At 73.8% G+C, this 20,841-nt stretch carries 16 protein-coding genes and 1 tRNA gene; 3 read left to right on the forward strand and 14 right to left on the reverse strand.

From position 1 onward, the window contains the following. The 7 genes from IF01_RS49875 to IF01_RS43850 all read right to left on the reverse strand — a co-directional run. Nucleotides 1–88: NAD-dependent epimerase/dehydratase family protein (locus IF01_RS49875; RefSeq protein ID WP_157855224.1), on the reverse strand; the 88-nt coding region annotated here is incomplete at its 3' end. A 117-nt stretch (nt 89–205) separates the two neighbouring features. Further along, on the reverse strand, nt 206–874 hold the full coding sequence (locus tag IF01_RS0112705; RefSeq protein ID WP_030393461.1) for a response regulator transcription factor: 669 nt from the start codon (nt 872–874) through the stop codon (nt 206–208). A 169-nt stretch (nt 875–1,043) separates the two neighbouring features. Beyond that, a tRNA-Thr gene (locus IF01_RS0112710) sits at nt 1,044–1,116 on the reverse strand. Between the two features lie 65 nt (nt 1,117–1,181). Further along, the gene (locus tag IF01_RS0112715) at nt 1,182–2,516 is read right to left on the reverse strand and encodes an MFS transporter (RefSeq protein WP_063764200.1); all 1,335 of its coding nucleotides are present in this window, start codon (nt 2,514–2,516) and stop codon (nt 1,182–1,184) included. Between the two features lie 121 nt (nt 2,517–2,637). Then, complete coding sequence (gene mycP / locus IF01_RS0112720; protein WP_030393463.1) at nt 2,638–3,915, reverse strand: type VII secretion-associated serine protease mycosin; 1,278 nt, start codon at nt 3,913–3,915, stop codon at nt 2,638–2,640. Between the two features lie 98 nt (nt 3,916–4,013). Beyond that, nucleotides 4,014–5,666 (reverse strand): WXG100 family type VII secretion target, encoded by a 1,653-nt coding sequence (locus tag IF01_RS48205; RefSeq protein WP_157855209.1) that lies wholly within the window; start codon nt 5,664–5,666, stop codon nt 4,014–4,016. 43 nt (nt 5,667–5,709) lie between these two features. Next, nucleotides 5,710–6,171: a DUF2563 family protein gene (locus tag IF01_RS43850; protein WP_051740386.1), complete on the reverse strand. Its 462-nt coding sequence runs from the start codon at nt 6,169–6,171 to the stop codon at nt 5,710–5,712. A gap of 475 nt (nt 6,172–6,646) precedes the next feature. Here IF01_RS43850 and IF01_RS0112740 point away from each other — a divergent pair, with 475 nt between their 5' ends. Next, nucleotides 6,647–8,632 (forward strand): FUSC family protein, encoded by a 1,986-nt coding sequence (locus tag IF01_RS0112740; protein ID WP_051755263.1) that lies wholly within the window; start codon nt 6,647–6,649, stop codon nt 8,630–8,632. A gap of 76 nt (nt 8,633–8,708) precedes the next feature. Here IF01_RS0112740 and IF01_RS0112745 read toward each other — a convergent pair whose 3' ends face one another. The 7 genes from IF01_RS0112745 to rsmI all read right to left on the reverse strand — a co-directional run bounded on the left by IF01_RS0112745 (nt 8,709) and on the right by rsmI (nt 16,870). Beyond that, entirely contained in the window at nt 8,709–10,556 is a 1,848-nt protein-coding gene (locus IF01_RS0112745) for an ABC-F family ATP-binding cassette domain-containing protein (RefSeq protein WP_030393466.1), read from the reverse strand. Between the two features lie 149 nt (nt 10,557–10,705). After that, nucleotides 10,706–11,641 (reverse strand): 4-(cytidine 5'-diphospho)-2-C-methyl-D-erythritol kinase, encoded by a 936-nt coding sequence (locus tag IF01_RS0112750; protein ID WP_030393467.1) that lies wholly within the window; start codon nt 11,639–11,641, stop codon nt 10,706–10,708. Between the two features lie 10 nt (nt 11,642–11,651). Continuing rightward, complete coding sequence (gene rsmA / locus IF01_RS0112755) at nt 11,652–12,521, reverse strand: 16S rRNA (adenine(1518)-N(6)/adenine(1519)-N(6))-dimethyltransferase RsmA (protein WP_030393468.1); 870 nt, start codon at nt 12,519–12,521, stop codon at nt 11,652–11,654. Nucleotides 12,522–12,609: 88 nt separating this feature from the next. After that, nucleotides 12,610–13,488, reverse strand: a complete 879-nt coding sequence (locus tag IF01_RS0112760) for a TatD family hydrolase (protein ID WP_030393469.1) — start codon at nt 13,486–13,488, stop codon at nt 12,610–12,612. A gap of 32 nt (nt 13,489–13,520) precedes the next feature. After that, nucleotides 13,521–15,140, reverse strand: coding sequence for a methionine--tRNA ligase (metG, locus tag IF01_RS0112765; RefSeq protein ID WP_030393470.1), 1,620 nt, complete (start codon nt 15,138–15,140; stop codon nt 13,521–13,523). Nucleotides 15,141–15,192: 52 nt separating this feature from the next. Next, the gene (locus IF01_RS0112770) at nt 15,193–15,642 is read right to left on the reverse strand and encodes a hypothetical protein (RefSeq protein ID WP_030393471.1); all 450 of its coding nucleotides are present in this window, start codon (nt 15,640–15,642) and stop codon (nt 15,193–15,195) included. A gap of 358 nt (nt 15,643–16,000) precedes the next feature. Then, nucleotides 16,001–16,870, reverse strand: coding sequence for a 16S rRNA (cytidine(1402)-2'-O)-methyltransferase (gene rsmI, locus IF01_RS0112775; protein ID WP_078879911.1), 870 nt, complete (start codon nt 16,868–16,870; stop codon nt 16,001–16,003). Between the two features lie 97 nt (nt 16,871–16,967). On the opposite strand from rsmI, the gene IF01_RS0112780 reads away from it, so the two are divergent. Together IF01_RS0112780 and IF01_RS0112785 are read left to right on the forward strand one after the other, a co-directional pair. Further along, nucleotides 16,968–18,872 carry a dolichyl-phosphate-mannose--protein mannosyltransferase gene (locus IF01_RS0112780; protein WP_078879937.1) on the forward strand — a complete coding sequence of 635 codons (1,905 nt, stop codon included), beginning with the start codon at nt 16,968–16,970 and terminating at the stop codon, nt 18,870–18,872. Nucleotides 18,873–19,065: 193 nt separating this feature from the next. Beyond that, nucleotides 19,066–20,838, forward strand: coding sequence for a penicillin-binding transpeptidase domain-containing protein (locus IF01_RS0112785; RefSeq protein WP_051740389.1), 1,773 nt, complete (start codon nt 19,066–19,068; stop codon nt 20,836–20,838). Nucleotides 20,839–20,841 lie beyond the last annotated feature (3 nt).

Genomic DNA, 20,841 nt, shown 5'->3' on the forward strand with positions numbered 1-20,841 from the left:
CGGTCACCCGGTGCCCCGCCTCCAGCAGGTGGGCGGCGACCACACTGCCGACATAGCCGGCGCCACCCGTGACCAGGTACTTACTCATGATGCGACCTCCAGCGGGCGATGGTCCGCGGTCGGCGGACCATCGGGGACGTTCGTACGACTGGGGCCCATTCTCCCTGCCCACCGGGGGTGCTCGGACCACCCGAACGGCCGTCCGTCAACCGCGCGCCATCCGGTCCAGCAGGCCGGTCCGCGCCGCCACCGCCGCCGCCTCCAGCCTCGTCCGCGCACCGAGCTTCATCAGCACCCGCTGGACGTGGGTCCGGGCCGTGCTCGCCGCGATCCGCATCCCCGCCGCGATCGCCGCGGTGTCCTCGCCGTCCGCGATCCGCGCCAGCACCTGCACCTCGCGCCGGGTGAGCAGCCGCAGCAGCCGGACCGCCTCGTCGTCCGGCTCCGCCGCCGGTCTCAGCAACTGGTCGAACGCGCCCCGCAGCACCTCCACCGCGACCGCCGCCTCACCGGCCCGGGCCCGCGCGATCGCCCGCTCGACCACCTCGATCCGCTCGTCGCTCGGCACGTAGCCGGCCGCGCCGGACGCGAACGCGCCCGCCACACCACGGAGTTCACCCACCGGACCGAGCACGATGACGGCCACCTCGGGCCGTTCCCGGCGGATCCTGCGCAAGCCCTCGAACGCCCCCGGGTCGGCCGGCGCGGCCACCCCCAGCAGGCACACCTCCGGACGCCGCCCCGCCACCAGATCGGCCGCCGACGCGGCGGGCGACCCCACCGCGAGCACCCGGTGGCCCCGCAGCTGGAGCGCGGTGGCCAGCGCCTCGGCCAACAACCGGTGGTCGTCGACCACCACGAGGCGAACACCCATGAGACCCCTCCAGGTCGGCGTCCCGCCGCAGCCCCGCCCGACGGGAGCGGGCGGCCGGTGACGCACCATCACAGCGCATTCCGTACCCGACTTGCCAGACCGTCTCACCGCCACCAACGGGCGAGCACAACGAAAAGGACCCCCGCCTCGACGGCGGGGGTCCTGACCGAGCCCCCATGCGGAATCGAACCGCAGACCTTCTCCTTACCATGGAGACGCTCTACCGACTGAGCTATAGGGGCCTGTTGCCTGTCCGAGCTCCTCGGCTTCGCTTCCGCTCCGCCCTCTCGCTCGAACAAGGAAGACATTACACGGCAGGGGGGCGGAATGGGAAATCGGTCCCGGCGGTCCGGACGGCCGCCCCGGACACCGCCGAGAGGTCGCTCCCACTGGTCTCCGGCAGCAGCCGCAGACACAGCAGCGCCACCACCCCGCACCCCGCCAGGTACCAGCCCACCGGCTCCGCGGTCCCGTACGTCCCGGTCAGCCTGGTCGCGATCAACGGCGTGGTCGCCCCGCCCACCACCCCGCCCAGGTTGTAGGTCAGCGCCGCCCCCGTGTACCGCACCCGGGTCGGAAACAGCTCCGGCAGGAACGCCGCCAACGGCCCCAGCAGGCAGCCCAGTACCACCATCGCCCCCGCCAGCGAGAGGAACATCAACCCGCGCCGCTCCGTCTCCAGCAACGGGAACAGCAGCAGCGACCACACCACCGCCAGGCCCGTCGCCCCCTGCAGCGTCCGCCGGCGCCCCCAGCTGTCACTGCGCCGCGCGCTCAGCCAGACCGTCACACCCTTCCCCACCGCACCGGCCAGCAGCATCGACAGCACCACCGTGCTCGGCACCCCGAGCCCCGTCGTCGCGTACGCCAGCGAGTACGTCGTGGTCAGGTAGAACAGCGCGTACCCCACGGTGATCGCGCCGCAGCCCAGCAGCACCGTCCGCCAGTGCCCCCGCAGCACCTCCACCACCGGCGCCCGCTCGACGCCCGTCCGCGCCTCGCCCCGGAACAGCGGCGTCTCCTCCAGCCGCAGCCGCACGAACAGCCCGACCGCCACCAACCCCAGCGACGCCAGGAACGGCACCCGCCAGCCCCAGGACCTGAACGCCGCCTCGTCCAACCACAGTTGCAGCACCAGGAAGATCCCGTTCGCCAGCACGAACCCGGTCGTCGGCCCCAACTGCAGATACGCCCCGTACCGCCCCCGCCGCCCGGCCGGCGCGTTCTCCGCCACCAGCAGCGCCGCACCGCCCCACTCCCCGCCCAGCCCCAACCCCTGACACACCCGCAGCACCACCAGCGCCACCGGCGCCCACCACCCCCACTCGGCGAACCCCGGCAGCACCCCCACCACCGCCGTGGACAGCCCCATCAGCAGCAGCGACACCACCAGCGTGGTCTTCCGCCCCAGCCGGTCCCCGAAGTGCCCGAACACCACCGCCCCCAGCGGCCGCGCCAGGAACGCCACCGCGTACACCGAGAACGCCGCCAACAGCGCGCCCACCGTACCCAGTTCGGGAAAGAACACGTCCCCGAAGACGAGCGCCGCCGCCGTCCCGTAGATGAAGAAGTCGTAGAACTCGATCGCCGTACCGATCAGCGCCGCCGCAGCGGCCCGCCGCATCTGCCCCGTCGCACCCATACCCCCAACCCTGGCGACCCCGCCCCACCCCCGACAGCGCCCACCCGGGTGACACCCGCGCCCCACCGGGCACCCCACGCCCCCCCGGCGCCGCCCGCTCGCCGGGGGGCGTGGGCGTCCCCTACGCCCTCCGCCGCCGCAGCAGCAGCACCACAAGTACTGCGGCCACCAGCACCAGCCCCCCGGCCACCGAGGCCACCAGGACCAGGGCCGAGCCCTCGTCCTTCTGCTCCGCGGCCGGCGCGGCGGAAGCCGAGGGCGGCGGGGTGGGCGCGGGCTGTGCCGCCGGACTCTGGGACACAACGGGCGTCGGGGCAGGTGCCGACGGAGCGGCCGAGCCACTCGGCGCGGACTGCCCGACCGGCTGCTCCTGGATCGGGTACACATCCGCCGGCCCCGGATCCCCCGGCTCCGTCAGCGCCACCCGTGGGCGGACGATGCCGTATCCAATGGCGTCGTTCCGCTGGGCTCCGTCGTCCGCCTTGCCCGCCGTATTGAGCAGAACCCGCGCCACCTGGTTGGCGGTCCACTCCGGATGCGCCGCCCACACCAATGCGGCCGAGGCCGAGACGAGCGCCGTCGCATCCGATGTGCCGTGCCCCTTGCAATAGCCGGAGGACGCGGCGCAAGCGCTGAAGATATCGATTCCCGGAGCTGCGAGATCCACCTGCGGACCTCGCTCCGACTCCGCCGTGACTGTGCCGTTCCGGTCGACCGCCCCCACACCGAGCACCAGGGGAATCGCACCGGGATACTGGACCGGATTCCCGCTCTGCGCCGAGTTCCCGACGCTGGCGACGACCAGCGAGCCCTTGCTGTTCGCGTGGGTCACAGCGGCCTTGAGGGATTCCACATCGGCGGTCGTGGCCTCTCCTGCGACACTTCCCTGCGAGATGCTGATGACCTTCGCGCCCTGGTCGGCCGCGAAGGTGATGGCCTGGCTGATCTGGCCGAGGAACTCCGACGTATTGACCGTGGTCCCGGTGTTGCCGTTGTCCTTGACCTTCACCGGCAGCAGTTTGACCGAAGGCGCGAGCCCGTATGCGCCCTGACCACCCAGTCCCTTGCCGGTACCGGCGATGACGGAGGCCATCTGGGTGCCGTGGCCGCTCTTGTCCTCCTCGATGCCGCCCGGAAGGCCGCTGAGGTCCTTCCCCGGGAGGAACTGTCCTGCAAGGTCGGGGTGGCTCAACTGGAAGCCGCTGTCGATGACCGCGACGACAACCCCCTGCCCCTTGCTGGTCCTCCACATGTCCGGCGCCTTCATGGTGTCCAGGTGCCACTGCTGCTCGCGGATCGAATCCGCCGCGACCGCCGGGCCCGCCAACGGCCCGGCCACGATCCCGGCCGCCACCATCGCCGCGGCGAAGCCCCGCGCCCGTACGTTCGTCCGCCGCATCGCTGCTCCCTCGTCACTTTCCCCGTCGAACCAGAACCGCGCCCCGCGCAGGACTGCCCGGCCACCGGGAGTCCCAGTGGCCGGGCAGTTGTTCCGGACTACTCAATCACGCCCGGGTTGCTCTTCGGAGTACCGCTGGTCCAGGTCTCCTCGTCCTCGTGCAGGTAGTCGGCCCGGTTGCGACGGTCGCGTTCGCGCCGCTCGCCCGCGCCGCCCGCCATGCCCGGGCCCATCATGCCGTTCTGGCCCGGCCGCGCCGCGCCCTCGGCGGACGCAGCACCGGCCGCGGCGGCCCGGTTGCGCAGGCCGCTGCCGCCCGGGGTGAACTCCCCGGCGGCCACCGGCCCCTTCGCCCCGCCGACCACACCGCCGCCGGTCGAGCTGTAACCCCGACCGCGCGAACCACCGACCGCGCCACCGCCGTGGCCGCCGCCCTGGTGCATCCCGCCACCCGGACCGCCGAAGCCGCCGCCACCGGACCCGCCGGACCGGCCCTGGGCCTCGCGCGCCCCGAAGACCGTGCCGCCGTTGCTCGCGCCCGGACCGCCGTTCTTCGTCGGCAGACTGCCCCCGACAGTGCCGGTCCGGCTCGGGGGGACCGGGCCTCCGCCGCTCTTCAGCGGACCGGTCCCACCGGTGAACGGACCGGTCCCGCCGAACGGGATCGGCCCCCCGCCCGGGAATCCACCGGGGCCGCCACCGGGCATACCCGGGTGCCCGGGACCGCCGCCCTGCGGGTACACGGGCGCGGGACCGCCCCCGGGACCCACCGGTCCGGTCGGGCCGGGCAGCGTAGGTACCGTCGGCAGGCTGTCGAGCCCGGTACCGGGACGGTCCCCGGGGTGCGTCGGTCCCGTCGGCACCGGTCCCGGCGTGGTCGGGTCGCCCGGCAGCGGCACCGGAGTGCCGCGCCGCGGCGGCGTCGGCGTGACGCTCCCCGGCGGGGTCGGCCCGGGCGTCACCAGCACCGGCGGACGCGGCGTCACGGAACCGCCGCCGCTCCGGTCGCCGCCGGAGGGCGGGCTGTAGCCGCTGCTGCCGGTGTAGCCGCCACGCGGAGTACGGCCCGTGCCGCCGGAGCCGGCACGTCCGCCGCCGCCACCACCGACCGATACCTCTTCCGCCCCGCTGTGCGACTCGCCACCCGACTGACCCGGCAGATCCGGCATCTTGAGCGAGTTCAGCTTGGTCGTCGCCGCCTCGTAGGCCTGCCCCAGCTTCTCCATCTGGTGGATGGCTTCCTGGTGCGCGGTGTCCACCCGCTTCTGCGCCGCCGCGGCCTCCGTGTAGGAGACCCAGGTCGGGTCCTCCTTCTTCATGATCGCGTCGGTGGAGACGGACGGGTTGCCGAAGCCTGCGATGCTCAACGGCGAAGGCTTGAGGCACGGCTGCTCGGAGTGCCGCTTGACCGTGTCGAGGTCCTTGGTCGGGACCTCCGGCACGCCGGTCTTCGCGGTGCTCAGGGCCTCGCCGGCCTGCACCATGGCGTCGCCCGCGCCCTTCGAGTACTCACTGATCATGGACGCCGACTTGTGCAGGTCACCGGCCCACGACTTGAAGTTCTCGGCGGCCGGCCCCTCCCACTGGATCTGCGTCACGTGGGCGGCCAGTGCCTTGCTGAGCTCGTCCAGGACGCGCCCGGCGGCCTTGAGCTGGTTGCCACGACCGGTCACCTTGGACGGATCGCTGCCGGCCACCATCAGCTTGAGCTGGGGATGTCCCAGCCCTTCGAAGTTCGTTCCACCTGCCATCAGTTGCTCCCCGTTCCAACGAAGCGAACACACACGCCGATCATCAGTACTTGCCGGTCGCCGCCGGCCCGCCCGGGCCGCCGTCCGCGTTCTTCGCGACCGCCTTGACCGCCGCCGTCTGGTGCTCCTCGTTGTTGCCGTAGCTCCCCGCCGTCTGCGCGACCGCCTTGCTCATCTTGTCGATCTGCTCCGCGAACGACTTCGAGAGCTGCGCGATCGCCGCGTGCGTCTTCTCGTACGCGGCGATCAGGTCGGCGGACTCGTGGAAGCCGCTGCCGAGGTTCCCGGCGTGCAGCTTCTGCTCCTTGATCTTGTGCTGCGCCGCCTCCGAACCCTCCAGCGAGGCCAGCAGCGCGTCGACCTTCTTCTTGAAGTTGGTGAGCGTGTCGAGCTCGATCTTGACGTCCTTGGACCCGAACGCCGCCACCAGCGCGTTGGCGCTGACGTCGACCTGGACCTGGCCGACCACGCGACCGATCCAACTGTTGCTCAGCGTCCACGGCATCACTTCACCGTCGGGGCCGTCGGCCCAGCCCGCGCCTCCCGGTCCAGCCTCGCCTGGCACAGCATCCACCTCTCCCCCGTGCACGGCGCGGCCCCTGCGGGTCGCCGCACCGCGACACACCGTCAACTACTCGGTCCTACCGGCCGCACAGATCGATCGGGCCCGTCAGGCCCATCGGGTCGATCCGGCAGAACCGTCCGCCCATCGGGACGGACGGCGCCTCAATCATCGTAGCCACCGCCTCCGTCGGACCGGCAGGGCCCGTGCTCCGCTTGAACGCGATCGGTACGAACTTGACACGTGCACCCCGTGCGGGGGCCGGGCGGCCCGGTCGGTGGGCGCCGTTAGACTGGCCGGGTCCGGTCGCGCCGGACGAGACCTCCACTGCCGCGCAGCGTCGCACAGCAGCGCCCCGGGCCGCCGCCCAGCCCCGCACCCGCCGGGCCCCGGCCCCGCCGCGGATCGGACGCCCCGCATGCCCACCAGCACCCCGGTCGACCCCAGCGCCCCGAACAGCCCGAGCGCCCCGAACCCCGCCACCCCCTGGTGGGCCCGGGCCGCCCGTCCGGCCCGGCCGCCGCTGCCGTGGGCGCCGATGGCCCGGGCCGCGCTCGCCATGGCGCTGGCGCTGGCCGCCGGGCTGCTGGCGCACCGGGTGGACCTCGGGGTGTTCGCCGGGCTGGGTGCGATGCACGCGACCATGAACGACCGCGTCGAGCCGGTCCGGCTGCGGGCCCGCCGGATCGCCACCGCCGTGCCGGCCTCGGCGCTCGGCATGCTGATCGGCAGCGCGCTCCAGCACGCCCAGGTCGGCGCGCTCGGCCTGGGCGCCGGGCTGACCGTGACGGCGTTCGTCTCCGGCGCGCTGAGTGCGACGGGCCCGCGCGGTTCGGCGGCGGGGCTGCTGCTGCTCGTCTCGGCCGCGCTCGGGAGCGGTATGCCGCTGCCGCACCCGTGGTGGGCGGCCGCGGCGGTGCTGCCGGCGGGTGCGGTGCTGGTGCTGCTGCTCGGTGTGCCGCTGCGCGGCCGCCGGACTCCCGGTGCCGACCCGGCCGTGCGCGCGCTCGCCGCCGTGTACGACGCGCTGGGGCGGATGCTCGCCGATCTCGGGACTCCGCGGGGGTCGGCCTCCCGCCAGGTGCTGACCGCCCGGCTGAACCAGCTCCAGGACGTGCTCCCGCCCCTTCCCCGCCACCCCGGGACCTCGCCCGGCGCCACCGCCCACCGCGTCCACACGATGTACCGGGCCGCTCTCGCCGCCACCGAGGCGGCCACCGGCCTGCTCTGGGCCCTGCGGCCGGTGCCGCCCGAGGTGGCCGCCGTGCCGGGCCTGCTGGCCCGCGCGGTGGAAGGCGGCAGCGGGGCGGAACACAGCGCCGGCGAGGTGCCGGTGCCGGACTGGGCGCCGGACACGCCGTCCCGGCAGGCCCTGGACGCGGCACTGCGCGCGGCCGCGGCGACGGTCGCGGGCCGGGAGGCCGCGCTGGGCACGGCTCCCGCGCCCCCACCGGACCCGTGGCGGCTGCGGGTGCGCCTGGTCTCGCCGGGGGCGGCCCGGTACGGGGCGCGGCTGGCACTGTGCATCGCGGTGGGGGCGGCGCTGACGGCCGCGCTGCCGCTGAGCCGGAGCTACTGGGTGCCGATGACGATCGCCTTCGTCCTGAAGCCGGACCTCGGCTCGGTGTTCCTGCGTTCGGTGAGCCGTGCGGTGGGGACGGTGCTGGGGGTGGCGGTGACGGCGGCGGTGCTGTCGCTGGCTCCCGGCCCGTGGGCGCTGGTCGCGATCGCCGCGCTCTGCGTGGCCCTGCTGCCGTACGCGACGGCGGCGCACTACGGGCTGAACACCGTGGTGATGACGCCGATGGCGCTGGTCCTGCTGCAACTGGGCGGGCAGGACGGTGCGGCCGAGTTCCGGCCCCGGGTGCTGGACACCGTGCTGGCCAGCACGATCGTGCTGCTGTTCGGCCATCTGCTCTGGCCGGAACGGCCGCGGCACCGGATCGAGCCGCGGCTGGTGTCCGCGGCGGCCGCGCTGAAGGCCTACCTGGCCTCGGTGGTGCGGCAGGACGGGCCGGAGCCCCGGTCCGAGGTGTGGCTGCGGCGGACGGCCTACCGGGCGCTCGCGGATGCCCGCGCGGAGGTGGAGCGGGGCCTGGCCGAGCCGCCGCCGACGGGCCGGCTGGCGGCCGAGTGGCTGCCCGCGACAACCGCGCTGGAGCGGCTGAGCGGTGCGGTGGCGGCGTTCGCGGCGCAGCGCCGTTACGGCGGGCGGGTGCCGGAGCGGGCGGAGGTGGAGCGGGTCGGCCGGGCGCTGGACGAGCTGACGGCGGCGGCGCGCGCGCACCGGCCGCCGACCGGGGCGGCGGCGCGGCCGACCCGGCCGCACGACCCGTCGCGCAGCGCGCTGGGCCGGGCGGCGGACGAGCTGGACACCCTGCTCGCCGGCCGCCCGCCCCACTGAGCCGACCGGCCCCGACCCCGCGACCCCCGCGACCCCGAGCCCTCGGGAGCCCGAGCCCCCCGGGAGCCGACCCCGGTCAGACCTGCTCGGCCAGCTCCAGCCAGGTCATCTCCAGCTCCTCCTTCTCCTCCCGGACCGCCCGCAGCTGGCTGTCCAGCTCGGCGACCTTGGAGAAGTCGGCGGCGTGCTCGGCGAGCTGGGAGTGCAGCTTGGACTCCTTCTGGTCCAGCTTGGCGATCTGGCGCTCCAGCTTCTGCAGCTCCTTCTTCGCCGCCCGCAGGTCGCCGCCCGACAGGGCGGGCGCCGAGTCCTCCGCGCCGCCCGCGGCGGCTCCGGTCGCGCCGGACGCCACCGAGGCGGCGGCCGAAGCGGCGGCAGCGGCGGCGGCCGCCATCGCGGCCCGACGCTGCAGGTACTCGTCGACACCGTTCGGCAGCATCCGCATCCGCCGGTCACCGAGCAGCGCGTACGTCACGTCGGTGGTCCGCTCGATGAAGAAGCGGTCGTGGCTGATGACGATCATCGAACCGGGCCAGCCGTCGAGGAGGTCCTCCAGCTGGTTCAGCGTCTCGATGTCGAGGTCGTTGGTGGGCTCGTCGAGGAAGAGCACATTGGGCTCGTCCATCAGCAGCCGGAGCAGCTGGAGCCGGCGCCGCTCGCCGCCGGACAGGTCGCCGACCGGCGTCCACTGCTTGTCCTTGCCGAAGCCGAACTGCTCGCACAGCTGGCCGGCGCTCATCTCCCGGCCCTTGCCGAGGTCGACCCGGGAGCGGACCTGCTCGACGGCCTGCAGCACCCGGGTGGTCGGCTCCAGCTCGGCGACCTCCTGGGAGAGGTACGCCAGCCGCACCGTCTTGCCGACCTTGACCACGCCGGAGGCGGGCTGGATGTCGCCCTCCGAGGTGTACGCGTCGCGCAGCGCCCGCAGAAGCGAGGTCTTGCCGGCGCCGTTGACGCCGAGCAGGCCGATCCGCTCGCCGGGGCCGAGCTGCCAGGTGACGTCCTCCAGCAGCAGCTTCGGGCCGGCCTTGACCGTGATGTTCTCGACCTCGAAGACGGTCCTGCCCAGGCGCGCGTTGGCGAACTTCATCAGCTCGCTCTTGTCGCGCGGCTCGGGGACGTCGGCGATGAGCGCGTTGGCCGCCTCGATGCGGTAGCGCGGCTTGGAGGTGCGGGCCGGGGCGCCGCGGCGCAGCCAGGCGAGCTCCTTGCGGGCCAGGTTCTGGCGCTTCTGCTCCTCGGTGGCCTCGATCCGGGAGCGCTCGGCGCGCGCGAAGACGTAGTCGGAGTAGCCGCCCTCGTACTCGTGCACCGAGCCGTGCTGGACGTCCCACATCCGGGTGCAGACCTGGTCCAGGAACCAGCGGTCGTGGGTGACGCAGACGAGCGCGGAGCGCCGGTTCTGGAGGTGCTGGGCGAGCCAGGCGATGCCCTCGACGTCGAGGTGGTTGGTGGGCTCGTCGAGCACGATCAGGTCGGGCGAGCCCAGCAGCAGCTTGGCGAGGGCGATCCGGCGGCGCTCACCACCGGAGAGCGGGCCGATGACGGTGTCCAGGCCGTCGGGGAAGCCGGGCAGGTCGAGGCCGCCGAAGAGGCCCTCGATGATGTCGCGGATGCGGGAGTCGCCGAGCCACTCGTGGTCGGCACGGCCGGCGATGACCTCGTGCCGGATGGTGGCCTCGGGGTCCAGCGAGTCGTGCTGGGTGAGGACGGCCATCTCCACCCCGCCGACGTGGGTGATCCGCCCGCCGTCCGGCTCCTCCAGCTTGGCGAGCATCCGGATCAGGGTGGTCTTGCCGTCCCCGTTGCGTCCGACGACGCCGATCCGGTCCCCCTCGCTGACGCCGAGGCTGACCCCGTCCAGAAGGGCCCGGGTGCCGTACACCTTCGTGACGGACTCGATGGTGGCGAGATTGACGGCCACGTGTGCTGCGCTCCTGGGTTCGACGGTCCGGGCTCGGGCGGAGGTCCGGATCCTCCCCAGCCTAGTGGGCCCGCCCCGGCTCCCCTCCCGCCCGAGAGCCGACGACTGCCGCTGCCCCGCCGCCGCCCCGCTGCCGTTCCGCTCCCCCGCTACTCCCCCGCGGTCACCGCTGCGCCCGGCACCGGCCCGTGGGTGGCGTGCGCGGCCCGGCAGCTGCCGGAGGCCCGCAGCGCGGCCGCGACGGCCTCGGCGGCGTCGGCGTCCTTGGCCAGGAAGGCGCAGGTCGGCCCGGAGCCGGAGACCAGGGCGCCGATCGCGCCGGCCTCGGTGCCCGCCCGCAGGGTGGCGGCGAGGGCGGGGCGCAGCGACAGGGCGGCCGGCTGGAGGTCGTTGGTCAGCGCGGCGGCCAGGGCGACGGCGTCGCCGTCGGCGAGGGCCACGAGCAGCGCGGGCTCGGCGTCGGGGGTGGCCACCTCGGTTTCGGCGGAGCCGGTGCCGGCCTCCTCGCGCAGGCGGTCGCACTCGCGGAAGACCGCGGGCGTCGACAGGCCGCCGTCGGCGACGGCGAAGACCCAGTGGTAAGTGCCGGCGACGGGCAGCGGCTCCAGGATCTCGCCCCGGCCGCGGCCCAGGGCGACGCCGCCGACCAGGGCGAACGGCACGTCCGAGCCGAGTTCGGCGGCGAGCTCCAGCAGCACCTCGGCGGGCGTGCCCAGCTTCCACAGGGCGTCGCAGGCGACCAGCGCGGCCGCGCCGTCCGCGCTGCCGCCGGCCATGCCGCCGGCCACCGGGATGGCCTTGGCGATGTGCAGGTGGACGTCGGTCGCGGCGAGGCCGTGGTGGGCGGCGAGCAGTCGGGCGGCGCGGGCGGCGAGGTTGCTGTCGTCCAGCGGCACGGCGTCGGCGTCCGGCCCGGTGCAGCTGAGGGTGACGCCCGCACCGGGTTCGCCGGCCGTCGCGGTCACCTCGTCGCCGAGGGCGACCGCGAAGAAGACGTTGGCCAGGTCGTGGAAGCCGTCGGCGCGCAGTCCGCCGACCCCGAGCTGGACGTTGACCTTGGCGGGCACGCGTACCGTGACGGTCACTGGGAAACCCTTACTCCGGCTTGTGTTCGGCGATGGCGGCGAACTGCTCGACGGTGAGCATCTCGCCGCGCAGCTTGTGGTCGATCCCGGCGGCGGCGAGCGCCTGCTCGGCCCCGGCGGCGGAGCCGGCCCAGCCGGCCAGCGCGGCCCGCAGGGTCTTGCGGCGCTGGGCGAACGCGGCGTCGACGACCGCGAACACCTCCTCGCGGCTCGCGGTGGTGCTCGGCGGGTCGTGGCGGACCAGCGAGACCAGCCCGGAGTCCACGTTGGGGGCGGGCCAGAAGACGTTGCGGCCGATCGCACCGGCCCGCTTCACCTCGGCGTACCAGTTGGCCTTGACCGAGGGGACGCCGTAGACCTTGTTGCCCGGCTTGGCGGCGAGCCGGTCGGCGACCTCGCTCTGCACCATGACCAGGGTCCGCTCGATGCTGGGGAAGGTGGCGAGCATGTGCAGCAGCACCGGCACGGCCACGTTGTACGGCAGGTTGGCGACCAGCGCGGTCGGCGCCGGACCGGGCAGCTCGGTGACCAGCATGGCGTCGCTGAACACCAGGTCGAAGGAGTCGGCCTTGCCGGGCATCCGGGCGGCCACGGTGTCCGGCAGGTGGCGGGCCAGCACCGGGTCGATCTCGACCGCGGTGACGTGCCGGGCGACCTCCAGCAGCGCGAGGGTCAGCGACCCGAGCCCGGGCCCGACCTCGACCACCGTGTCCTCGCCGGTCACCTCCGCGGCCCGGACGATCCGCCGTACGGTGTTGCCGTCGATGACGAAGTTCTGCCCGCGCTGCTTGGTCGGCCGAACGCCGAACGCTTCCGCCAGCGCCCGGATGTCCGCGGCGCCGAGCAGGTGGCTGTCAGAGGTGGGGTCGGTGGTGCTCACCCGCCAAGGATACGGGCGCCCCGCCCCCTCACCGCTCGGCGACCGGCCCGGGGCCGGTCGCCGGCACCCGGGGCCGCGTTCGAACGGATCAGTACCCGAACGCCCGCGCCGTGTTCTCCGCGATCGCCGTGGCGAGCGCGTCCTCGTGCAGGCCCAGGGTGTCCGCCATCGACCGCACCGTGACCGGGATCAGGTACGGCGCGTTGGGGCGGCCGCGGTAGGGGTGCGGGGTGAGGAAGGGGGCGTCGGTCTCGACCAGGACCCGGTCCAGCGGGGTGACCGCGAGGGCGTCCCGCAGCGGCTGGTTGGCCTTGAAGGTGACCGGGCCGGCGAAGGAGAGGTACCAGCCGTGCTCGGCGCAGACCTTGGCCATCTCCGCGTCGCCGGAGTAGCAGTGGAAGACGGTCCGCTCGGGCGCGCCCTCCTCCAGCAGGACCGCGACGACGTCCTCGTGGGCGTCCCGGTCGTGGATCACCAGGGCCTTGCCGTGCCGCTTGGCCATCGCGATGTGGCGGCGGAACGACTCCTTCTGGATCTCCACGCCCTCCGGCCCGGTGCGGAAGTAGTCGAGGCCGGTCTCGCCGACCGCGCGGACCTGCGGCAGCGCCGCGAGCGCGTCGATCTCGGCCAGCGCCGCGTCGAGCGCGGCCTGCCCGCCGGGCTCGCGCCGCTGCCCGGACCACCCGTCGGGGTCGCCGAGGAAGATCCGCGGCGCCTCGTTGGGGTGCAGGGCGACGGCGGCGTGCACCTGCTCGAACCGGGCCGCCAGTTCGGCGGCCCAGCGCGAGCCCGGCACGTCGCAGCCGACCTGGACGACGGTGGCCACCCCGACCGAGGCGGCCTTGGCGAGGCCCTCCTCGGGGGTGCCGGACTGCATGTCCAGATGGGTGTGCGAGTCCGCCACCGCCACCGCCAGCGGAGCCGGCAGCGGCGGCGGGGTGGACCGCTCGTCGTCCTTCTTCGGCATCGGTCGTCCTCCTCCGGCCCCAGGGACAAGCCCTAGGCGGCCGGCTTCTCCTCGAGGCGCGGGAACAGGATGTCGCCCTTGGTGACGGTGGCGCCGACCGGCAGCAGGCCCCACTGCGCCGCCTGCGCGACGGTCTGCTCCGCGAGCGCGCCGAGGCCCTCGGCGGCGCCCAGCGAGTCCCAGAGCTTCTCGGCGGTGGCCGGCATGACGGGGTTGAGCAGCACCGCGGTGGCCCGCAGCGACTCGGCCGCGGTGTAGAGGATGGTGGCCAGCCGGTCCCGGCCCTCGGCCGAGTCGTCCTTGGCGACCTTCCACGGCTCCTGCTCGGTGAGGTAGCCGTTGACCTGCTTGACGAACTCGAAGATCGCCGCGAGGCCGCCGGCGAAGTCCAGCTCCTCGCCGATCTTCCGGTCGGCGGTCGCGACCGCCGCCGCGAGCCCGTCCGCGACGGCCTGCTCGGCGTCGCCGTGGGCGGGCGCGGCCGGGAGGGCCCCGTCGAAGTACTTGCCGACCATCGCCGCCACCCGGGAGGCGAGGTTGCCGAAGTCGTTCGCCAGCTCGGAGGTGTACCGGGCGGTGAAGTCCTCCCAGGAGAACGAGCCGTCGGTGCCGAACGGGATCGCCCGCAGGAAGTAGTAGCGGTAGGCGTCCACGCCGAAGTGCGAGGTCAGGTCGGTGGGCGAGATGCCGGTCAGGTTGGACTTGGACATCTTCTCGCCGCCGACCATCAGCCAGCCGTTGGCGACGACCCGCTTCGGCAGCGGCAGCCCCGCGGCCATCAGCATCGCGGGCCAGATCACCGCGTGGAAGCGCAGGATGTCCTTGCCGACCAGGTGCACCGAGGCCGGCCACAGCTCGGCGAAGCGCTCCGGGTCGGCGCCGTAGCCGGCCGCGGTGATGTAGTTCTGCAGCGCGTCCACCCACACGTACAGGACGTGCTTGTCGTCCCAGGGCAGCGGGACGCCCCAGTCGAAGGTGGAGCGGGAGATGGAGAGGTCCTGCAGGCCCTGCTCGACGAAGCGCAGCACCTCGTTGCGGGCCGTCTCGGGGGCGATGAAGCCGGGGTTCTCGGCGTAGAACTCCAGCAGCTTCGGGCCGTACGCGGAGAGGCGGAAGAAGTAGTTCTCCTCCTCCAGCCACTCGACCGGCTTCTTGTGGATCGGGCAGAGCTTCTCGCCCTCGGTGGCACCGTCGAGCAGCTCGGCGGGGAGCTTGTACTCCTCGCAGCCGACGCAGTACGGGCCGGAGTAGCCGCCCTTGTAGATCTCGCCCTTGTCGAACAGGTCCTGGACGAACTCCTGCACCCGGGCGGTGTGCCGCTCCTGGGTGGTGCGGATGAAGTCGTCGTTGGCGATCTCCAGGTGCTGCCAGAGCGGCTTCCAGGCCTCCTCCACCAGCTTGTCGCACCACTCCTGCGGGGTGACGCCGTTGGCCTCCGCGGTGCGCAGGATCTTCTGACCGTGCTCGTCGGTGCCGGTCAGGTACCACACCCGCTCGCCGCGCTGGCGGTGCCAGCGGGTCAGTACGTCGCCCGCCACGGTGGTGTACGCGTGGCCCAGGTGGGGGCGATCGTTGACGTAGTAGATCGGGGTGGTGACGTAGTACGCGGGAGTGGTGCCCCCGGTGGTGCTGTGGTCTGCAGTGGCCGCCATGGTCGGCAAGCTTAGTCGGGCCCGGGTACGGGCCCGACCGCCGCTACCACCGTCAGCCCCGCATCCGCGCCCAGAAGCGCGCCCAGCGCCCGCCCGAGGGGGCGGTCCGCACCGGCCGCGCCGCGTCGGCCGGGACGGCCGGCTCCGCGTGCGAGGAGTACCCGGGGGCGTGCTGCCACGGCTGGTCCTGCCCGGCCACCCGGCCCTCGCGCATGATCCGGACGGTGTGGCCGCCGCAGCCCGGGCAGGCCGGCTTGAGCAGCGGCGACGGCACCCGGACTCCGTTGGCGTGGTACTCGAACACGACGCGCCCGTCCCGGGCCACGTGGTGCTCGATGTCGTACGCCTGCTCCCAGCCGTACCCGCAGCTCAGGCACACGAAGGAGTAGGCCTCCCGGACGGTCTCGACGGGGGTGTGCGCCCGGCCGCTCGGGCCGGCGCTGCTCGGGCCGGGGTCGCTCAGGGCGTTGCCACCGCGGGGGCTACCGATCGTCTCGCTCATAGCCGTCTCCCAGCGCCCGCCGGGCGCTCGCCCGGCTGGGTCTTTCCATCCCAGCAAATGCCCGGAACGCCCCGGCCGATGCCCGTCTTGTGAAGACTTGGAGGGGGGTTGGGAAGCCCTATACGAAAGGGTGGGTCCTGTCCGAAAACCTCGACCGAAGCTTCAGCTCGGCGGGCGTTTACCCGGGGCCTTCTCTCCAAGGTACGCGCCCGCGCGCCCGGCGGCACCTCGCCCACGAACCGTGTGTACTCGCAGCTCAGGCGCCTTCCGAAGCGCTTTCCGACCGTTCCCCGGCCGTTCGTCGACCGTTCCCGACCGGATTGCCCGCCACCGCCCCGACCGCCACCCGGCCGTCCGCTCAGCCGGCCCCGCCCGCGGCGGCGTTCTTGGCCGCCACCACCGCGTCGAACACCTCGCGCTTGGGAAGCGAGAGTTCGGCCGCGATCGCAGCGATCGCCTCCTTGCGCCGCTCCCCGGCCTCCTCCCGCACGGCCACCAGCCGGGCCAGCTCGGCCGGGCCCAGCTCCTTCGGCGCGGCCGGCGGCGCGCCCGCCACGACCACCGTGATCTCGCCCCTGACCCCCTCGGCCGCCCACGCGGCCAGGTCGCCGAGCGGCCCGCGCTTGACCTCCTCGTAGGTCTTGGTCAGCTCCCGGCAGACGGCGGCGGGTCGCTCGGGGCCGAACGCCTCCGCCATCGCGGCGAGCGCCTCCGCGATCCGGTGCGGGGCCTCGAAGAAGACCATGGTGCGCGGCTCGGTGGCGATCGAGGCCAGCTGCCGGGCCCGGTCGCCGGTCTTGCGCGGCAGGAAGCCCTCGAAGGTGAACCGGTCGACCGGCAGCCCGGACAGCGCCAGCGCGGTGAGCACCGCGGACGGCCCCGGCACCGCGGTCACCTTGAGGTCGGCGGCCACCGCGGCGGCCACCAGCCGGTAGCCGGGGTCGGAGACGGAGGGCATCCCGGCGTCGGTGACCAGCAGGACGCGGGCCCCGCCGAGCAGCGCCTCGACGAGCTCGGGGGTGCGCCCGACCTCGTTGCCCTCGAAGTAGGAGACGACCCGCCCGGCCGGGGTCACCCCGAGTGCCTGGGTGAGCCGGCGCAGCCGCCGGGTGTCCTCGGCCGCGATGACGTCCGCCGCGGCGAGCTCGGTGAGCAGCCTGGGCGGGGCGTCCGCGACGTCGCCGATGGGGGTTCCTGCAAGTACGAGTACTCCTGTCACGGACCCCATCCTTCCAGCAACCGGCCGCCGGGTGCTTTTGGTGACGTTTCGGGCAGCTTCGGAGGGAGCGGTCCCACCGTCATGACGCACCCCTACCATGTGGCGGATGAACGGCGACACGGCGGCGCAGACGCCCACTGGTACAGACCTCACCGCGCGGGGTGGCGTCGGCGGGCCGGTCCTGGCGGACCAGCCGTCGCCCGCCCTGCCGGGCCCGCGCGACCCGGCCGGCGACGCCGCCGACGGCGGTCCGGACGAACCGGGCGGCCCGGCCCCGGACGTCCCGGACGGCTCCATACCCGCCCCGCCCCCGCCGCGCCCCGCCTGGCTGCGCGGCCTGGCCCGGTTCGGCTACGCCCCGGCGCCCGCCGCGACCACGGCCGAGCGCCTGGTCCCGCCGATGCCTGACGGCCCGGGCGTCACCCCGGAGCGGGTGCCGCCGTCCCCGCTGCTGCTCCGACTCGGCCTCGCCCTGCCGGCGCCGCTGTGGTCCTGGCTCTGCCGCTGGGCCGGCTGGCTCGGCCCGCTCGCGGTGACGCTGTTCGCCGGGGTGCTGCGGTTCACCGACCTCGGCTCGCCGAACGCGATCGTCTTCGACGAGACGTACTACGCCAAGGACGCCTACGCGCTCTGGCACGGCGGCTACGAGATCAGCTGGCCGGACGGCGCCAACGAGCAGATCATGGCCGGCGGCCCGGTCCCGTACCGGTCGAACCCCTCGTACGTGGTGCACCCGCCGGTCGGCAAGTGGATCATCGGCGCCGGTGAGCAGCTGTTCGGGATGAACCCCTTCGGCTGGCGGTTCGCGGTGGCGCTGCTCGGCACCCTGTCGGTGCTGATGCTGGCGAGGATCGCCCGCCGGCTGTTCCGCTCGACCCTGCTGGGCTGCGTGGCGGGCCTGCTGCTCGCCGTGGACGGCCTGCACTTCGTGATGAGCCGGTCCGCGCTGCTGGACCTGGTGGTGATGTTCTGGATCGTCGCCGCCTTCGGCTTCCTGCTGCTGGACCGCGACCGCACCCGGGCCCGGATCGCGGCCCGGCTGACCGCCCTCGGCGACGGCGGCCCGGACGCGGGGATCGCCCACCGGCTCAACCTGGGCTGGCGCCCGTACCGCATCGCGGCCGGTGTCTGCGTCGGTCTGACCTGCGCGACCAAGTGGAGCGGCCTGTACGTGGCGGCCGCCTTCGGCCTGCTGACGGTGCTGTGGGACGCGGGCTCGCGCCGGCTGGCCGGGGCCGACCACCCCTACCGGTGGACCCTGGTCCGGGACGCGGTGCCGGCCTTCGTCTCGCTCGTGGTGGTCCCGGTGGCCGTCTACATCGCCTCCTGGTGGGGCTGGTTCGCCAGCAGCACGGTGCCGAACCAGGGCGGCTACGGCCGGGACTGGGCGGTCGGCCGCTCCACCGACTTCCCGTGGATCCCGGAGGGCCTGCGCGCGCTCTGGCACTACCACTCGACGGTCTACGACTTCCACACCCATCTGAGCGACCCGCACACCTACCAGTCGAACCCCTGGAGCTGGCTGGTACTGGGCCGGCCGGTGTCGTTCTTCTACGAGTCGCCGAAGCAGGGCACGGCCGGCTGCACGGTGAGCGAGTGCGCCCGCGAGGTGCTCGGGATCGGCACCCCGCTGCTCTGGTGGACCGGTGTGATCGCCCTGGTCTACTGCCTGTGGCGGTGGGCGGCCCGGCGCGACTGGCGGGCCGGCGCGGTGCTCTGCGGCCTGGCCGCCGGCTACCTGCCCTGGTTCGCCTACCAGCAGCGGACGATCTTCCTGTTCTACGCGGTCTGCTTCGTGCCCTTCCTGGTGCTCGCGGTGACCATGCTGCTGGGCGCGCTGGTCGGACCGGTCGGGGCCTCCCGGGACCGGCGGATCATCGGCGGGGCGGCGGCGGGCCTGGTGGTCCTGCTGATCATGTGGAATTTCCTCTTCTTCCACCCCCTGTACACGGGCGAGACGATCCCGATGGGGGACTGGCGCAAGCGGATGTGGTTCAACACCTGGATCTGACGGCGGGGGGCGCGCCGGGGGCGGTGCCGGGCGGCGAAGCGTACCGAAGTGGTGCGTGACACGTACCAGATCCGTCACAAGACGCCGCCGATTCGCCGGGGCACGGAGTCCGGCTGCCTAGGCTGGACTCCGAACGCGCATCCGGCCTCGTCCGGCTGCGGCCCGACCGCCTGACCCTTGGGGGAACATCACCATGCGCAATGGCGCGAAGACCGGCCTGATCACCGGCGTGGCCGTCGCCGTGCTCGCCGCGGGCGGCTACGGGGCGTACAGCCTCGTCGGCGGCTCCGACGACAAGGACGCCCCGGCCGCCAAGAAGGCGCGCACGGTGGTCGCCGAGCCCCCGAGCGCCGAGCAGGCGGCAGCCGGCACCAAGGACTTCCTGGACGCGTGGGCGGCCGGCGACCTCGCCAAGGCGGCCTCGCTGACCGACGACCCGGCGGGCGCGACCACCGCGCTGACGGCGTTCCGGGACCAGGTGAAGCCGAGCGGGCTCACCCTGGCCCCGGCCGGCCCGGCCACCCCGGCGGCCTTCGCCGCGGCCACCGGTTCCCCGAGCGCCGCCCCCAAGCCCCCGGCCACCGCCTCGGGCGCGCCGACCCCCGGCGCCACCGACTCGCCGTCGGCCACCGCCCCGGCCACCCCGGCCGCCCCGACCGGGGTGCTGATGGGCTTCAAGGCCCGCGCCGAGTTCGAGGGCACCAACCGGGTCTGGGACTACAGCGGCTTCCTGAGCGTCGTGAAGATGAGCGACAACACCCCGGCCGTGCACTGGGCGCCCTCGGTGATCCACCCGCACCTGGCCCCGGGCGAGACGATCGGCGTGCAGCCGCTGCCCCCGATCGCCGGCAACGTGGTGGACCGCAACAACAAGCCGCTGACCGGCGCCTCGATCACCCCGCTGATCCCGACCCTGCAGGCCAAGGTCGCCAAGCTGCTCGCGGACCAGAACAAGGACCAGAGCGACAACGGCACCGGCGTGGTGATCACCAACGCGGCCGACCAGAACAGCGTGCCCGACCGGCTGTTCACCATCGTCGACCCGAAGCCCCCGAAGCCGTTCAAGCTCACCATCGACAACACCCTCCAGGCCGCCGCCGAGAAGGCGATGACCGACCTGGGCGGCAAGAAGGGCTCGATCGTCGCCATCGAGCCGAGCACCGGCCAGGTGCTGGCCTTCGCCAACGCGCCGGTCACCGGTCTGAACCGGGCCTTCCAGGGCCAGCTCGCCCCGGGCTCCACGCTGAAGATCCTCACCTCCACCGCCCTGCTGGAGGCCGGGGTCAACCCGGACACCCCGGTGGCCTGCCCGACCCTGAGCAGCAACCCGAAGAAGATCCCGAACTCGTTCCCCGACGCGTACCCGAACAACACCCTGCAGCAGGACTTCATGATCTCCTGCAACACGGCCTTCATCGACCAGGGCCTGGCCAGCCTCAAGCCGGGCGCGCTGACCACCACGGCCAAGGACGTGTACGGCATCGGCCTGAACTGGCAGACCGGTCTGCCCAGCTTCGACGCGGTGGTGCCGGACGCCGGCACCAACAAGGACGAGCAGGCCATGCAGTCGATCGGCCAGGGCAAGGTCCAGATGAACCCGCTGGCCATCGCCTCGATCACGGCCACCGTGCAGAGCGGCTCCTTCAAGCAGCCGATCCTGGTCGCCGAGCTGCCGCAGCAGAAGGCCCCCCGTGACCTCGGCCCCGACGTCGCCGGCAAGCTGCGCCAGATGATGGCCGCCACCGCCGTCGGCGGCACCGCCAAGGACGTGATGGCCGGGATCTCCGACAACGCGGGCGCCAAGACCGGCTCGGCCGAGGCCACCGGCATCGCCACCACCAACAGCTGGTTCACCGCCTACCGGGGCAACCTCGCGGTCGCCTCCGAGGTCGAGGGCGGCGGCCACGGCGTGGACGCGGCCGGCCCCGCCGTCGCCTCGATCATCAAGGCGGCCGGCAACCGCTGACCC

The sequence above is a fragment of the Kitasatospora purpeofusca genome (assembly GCF_000718025.1).
Lineage (GTDB): Bacteria > Actinomycetota > Actinomycetes > Streptomycetales > Streptomycetaceae > Kitasatospora > Kitasatospora purpeofusca.

Bases quoted from the DNA above. Each gene is read 5' to 3' on its own strand.
- IF01_RS43850 (WP_051740386.1), bottom strand. From the start codon at position 6,171: ATGCCGTGGACGCTGAGCAACAGTTGGATCGGTCGCGTGGTCGGCCAG.
- IF01_RS48205 (WP_157855209.1), bottom strand. From the start codon at position 5,666: ATGGCAGGTGGAACGAACTTCGAAGGGCTGGGACATCCCCAGCTCAAG.
- IF01_RS0112715 (WP_063764200.1), bottom strand. From the start codon at position 2,516: ATGGGTGCGACGGGGCAGATGCGGCGGGCCGCTGCGGCGGCGCTGATC.
- IF01_RS0112740 (WP_051755263.1), top strand. From the start codon at position 6,647: ATGCCCACCAGCACCCCGGTCGACCCCAGCGCCCCGAACAGCCCGAGC.
- IF01_RS0112760 (WP_030393469.1), bottom strand. From the start codon at position 13,488: ATGCCGAAGAAGGACGACGAGCGGTCCACCCCGCCGCCGCTGCCGGCT.
- IF01_RS0112705 (WP_030393461.1), bottom strand. From the start codon at position 874: ATGGGTGTTCGCCTCGTGGTGGTCGACGACCACCGGTTGTTGGCCGAG.
- rsmI (WP_078879911.1), bottom strand. From the start codon at position 16,870: ATGGGGTCCGTGACAGGAGTACTCGTACTTGCAGGAACCCCCATCGGC.
- IF01_RS0112785 (WP_051740389.1), top strand. From the start codon at position 19,066: ATGCGCAATGGCGCGAAGACCGGCCTGATCACCGGCGTGGCCGTCGCC.
- IF01_RS0112770 (WP_030393471.1), bottom strand. From the start codon at position 15,642: ATGAGCGAGACGATCGGTAGCCCCCGCGGTGGCAACGCCCTGAGCGAC.
- IF01_RS0112780 (WP_078879937.1), top strand. From the start codon at position 16,968: ATGAACGGCGACACGGCGGCGCAGACGCCCACTGGTACAGACCTCACC.
- mycP (WP_030393463.1), bottom strand. From the start codon at position 3,915: ATGCGGCGGACGAACGTACGGGCGCGGGGCTTCGCCGCGGCGATGGTG.
- metG (WP_030393470.1), bottom strand. From the start codon at position 15,140: ATGGCGGCCACTGCAGACCACAGCACCACCGGGGGCACCACTCCCGCG.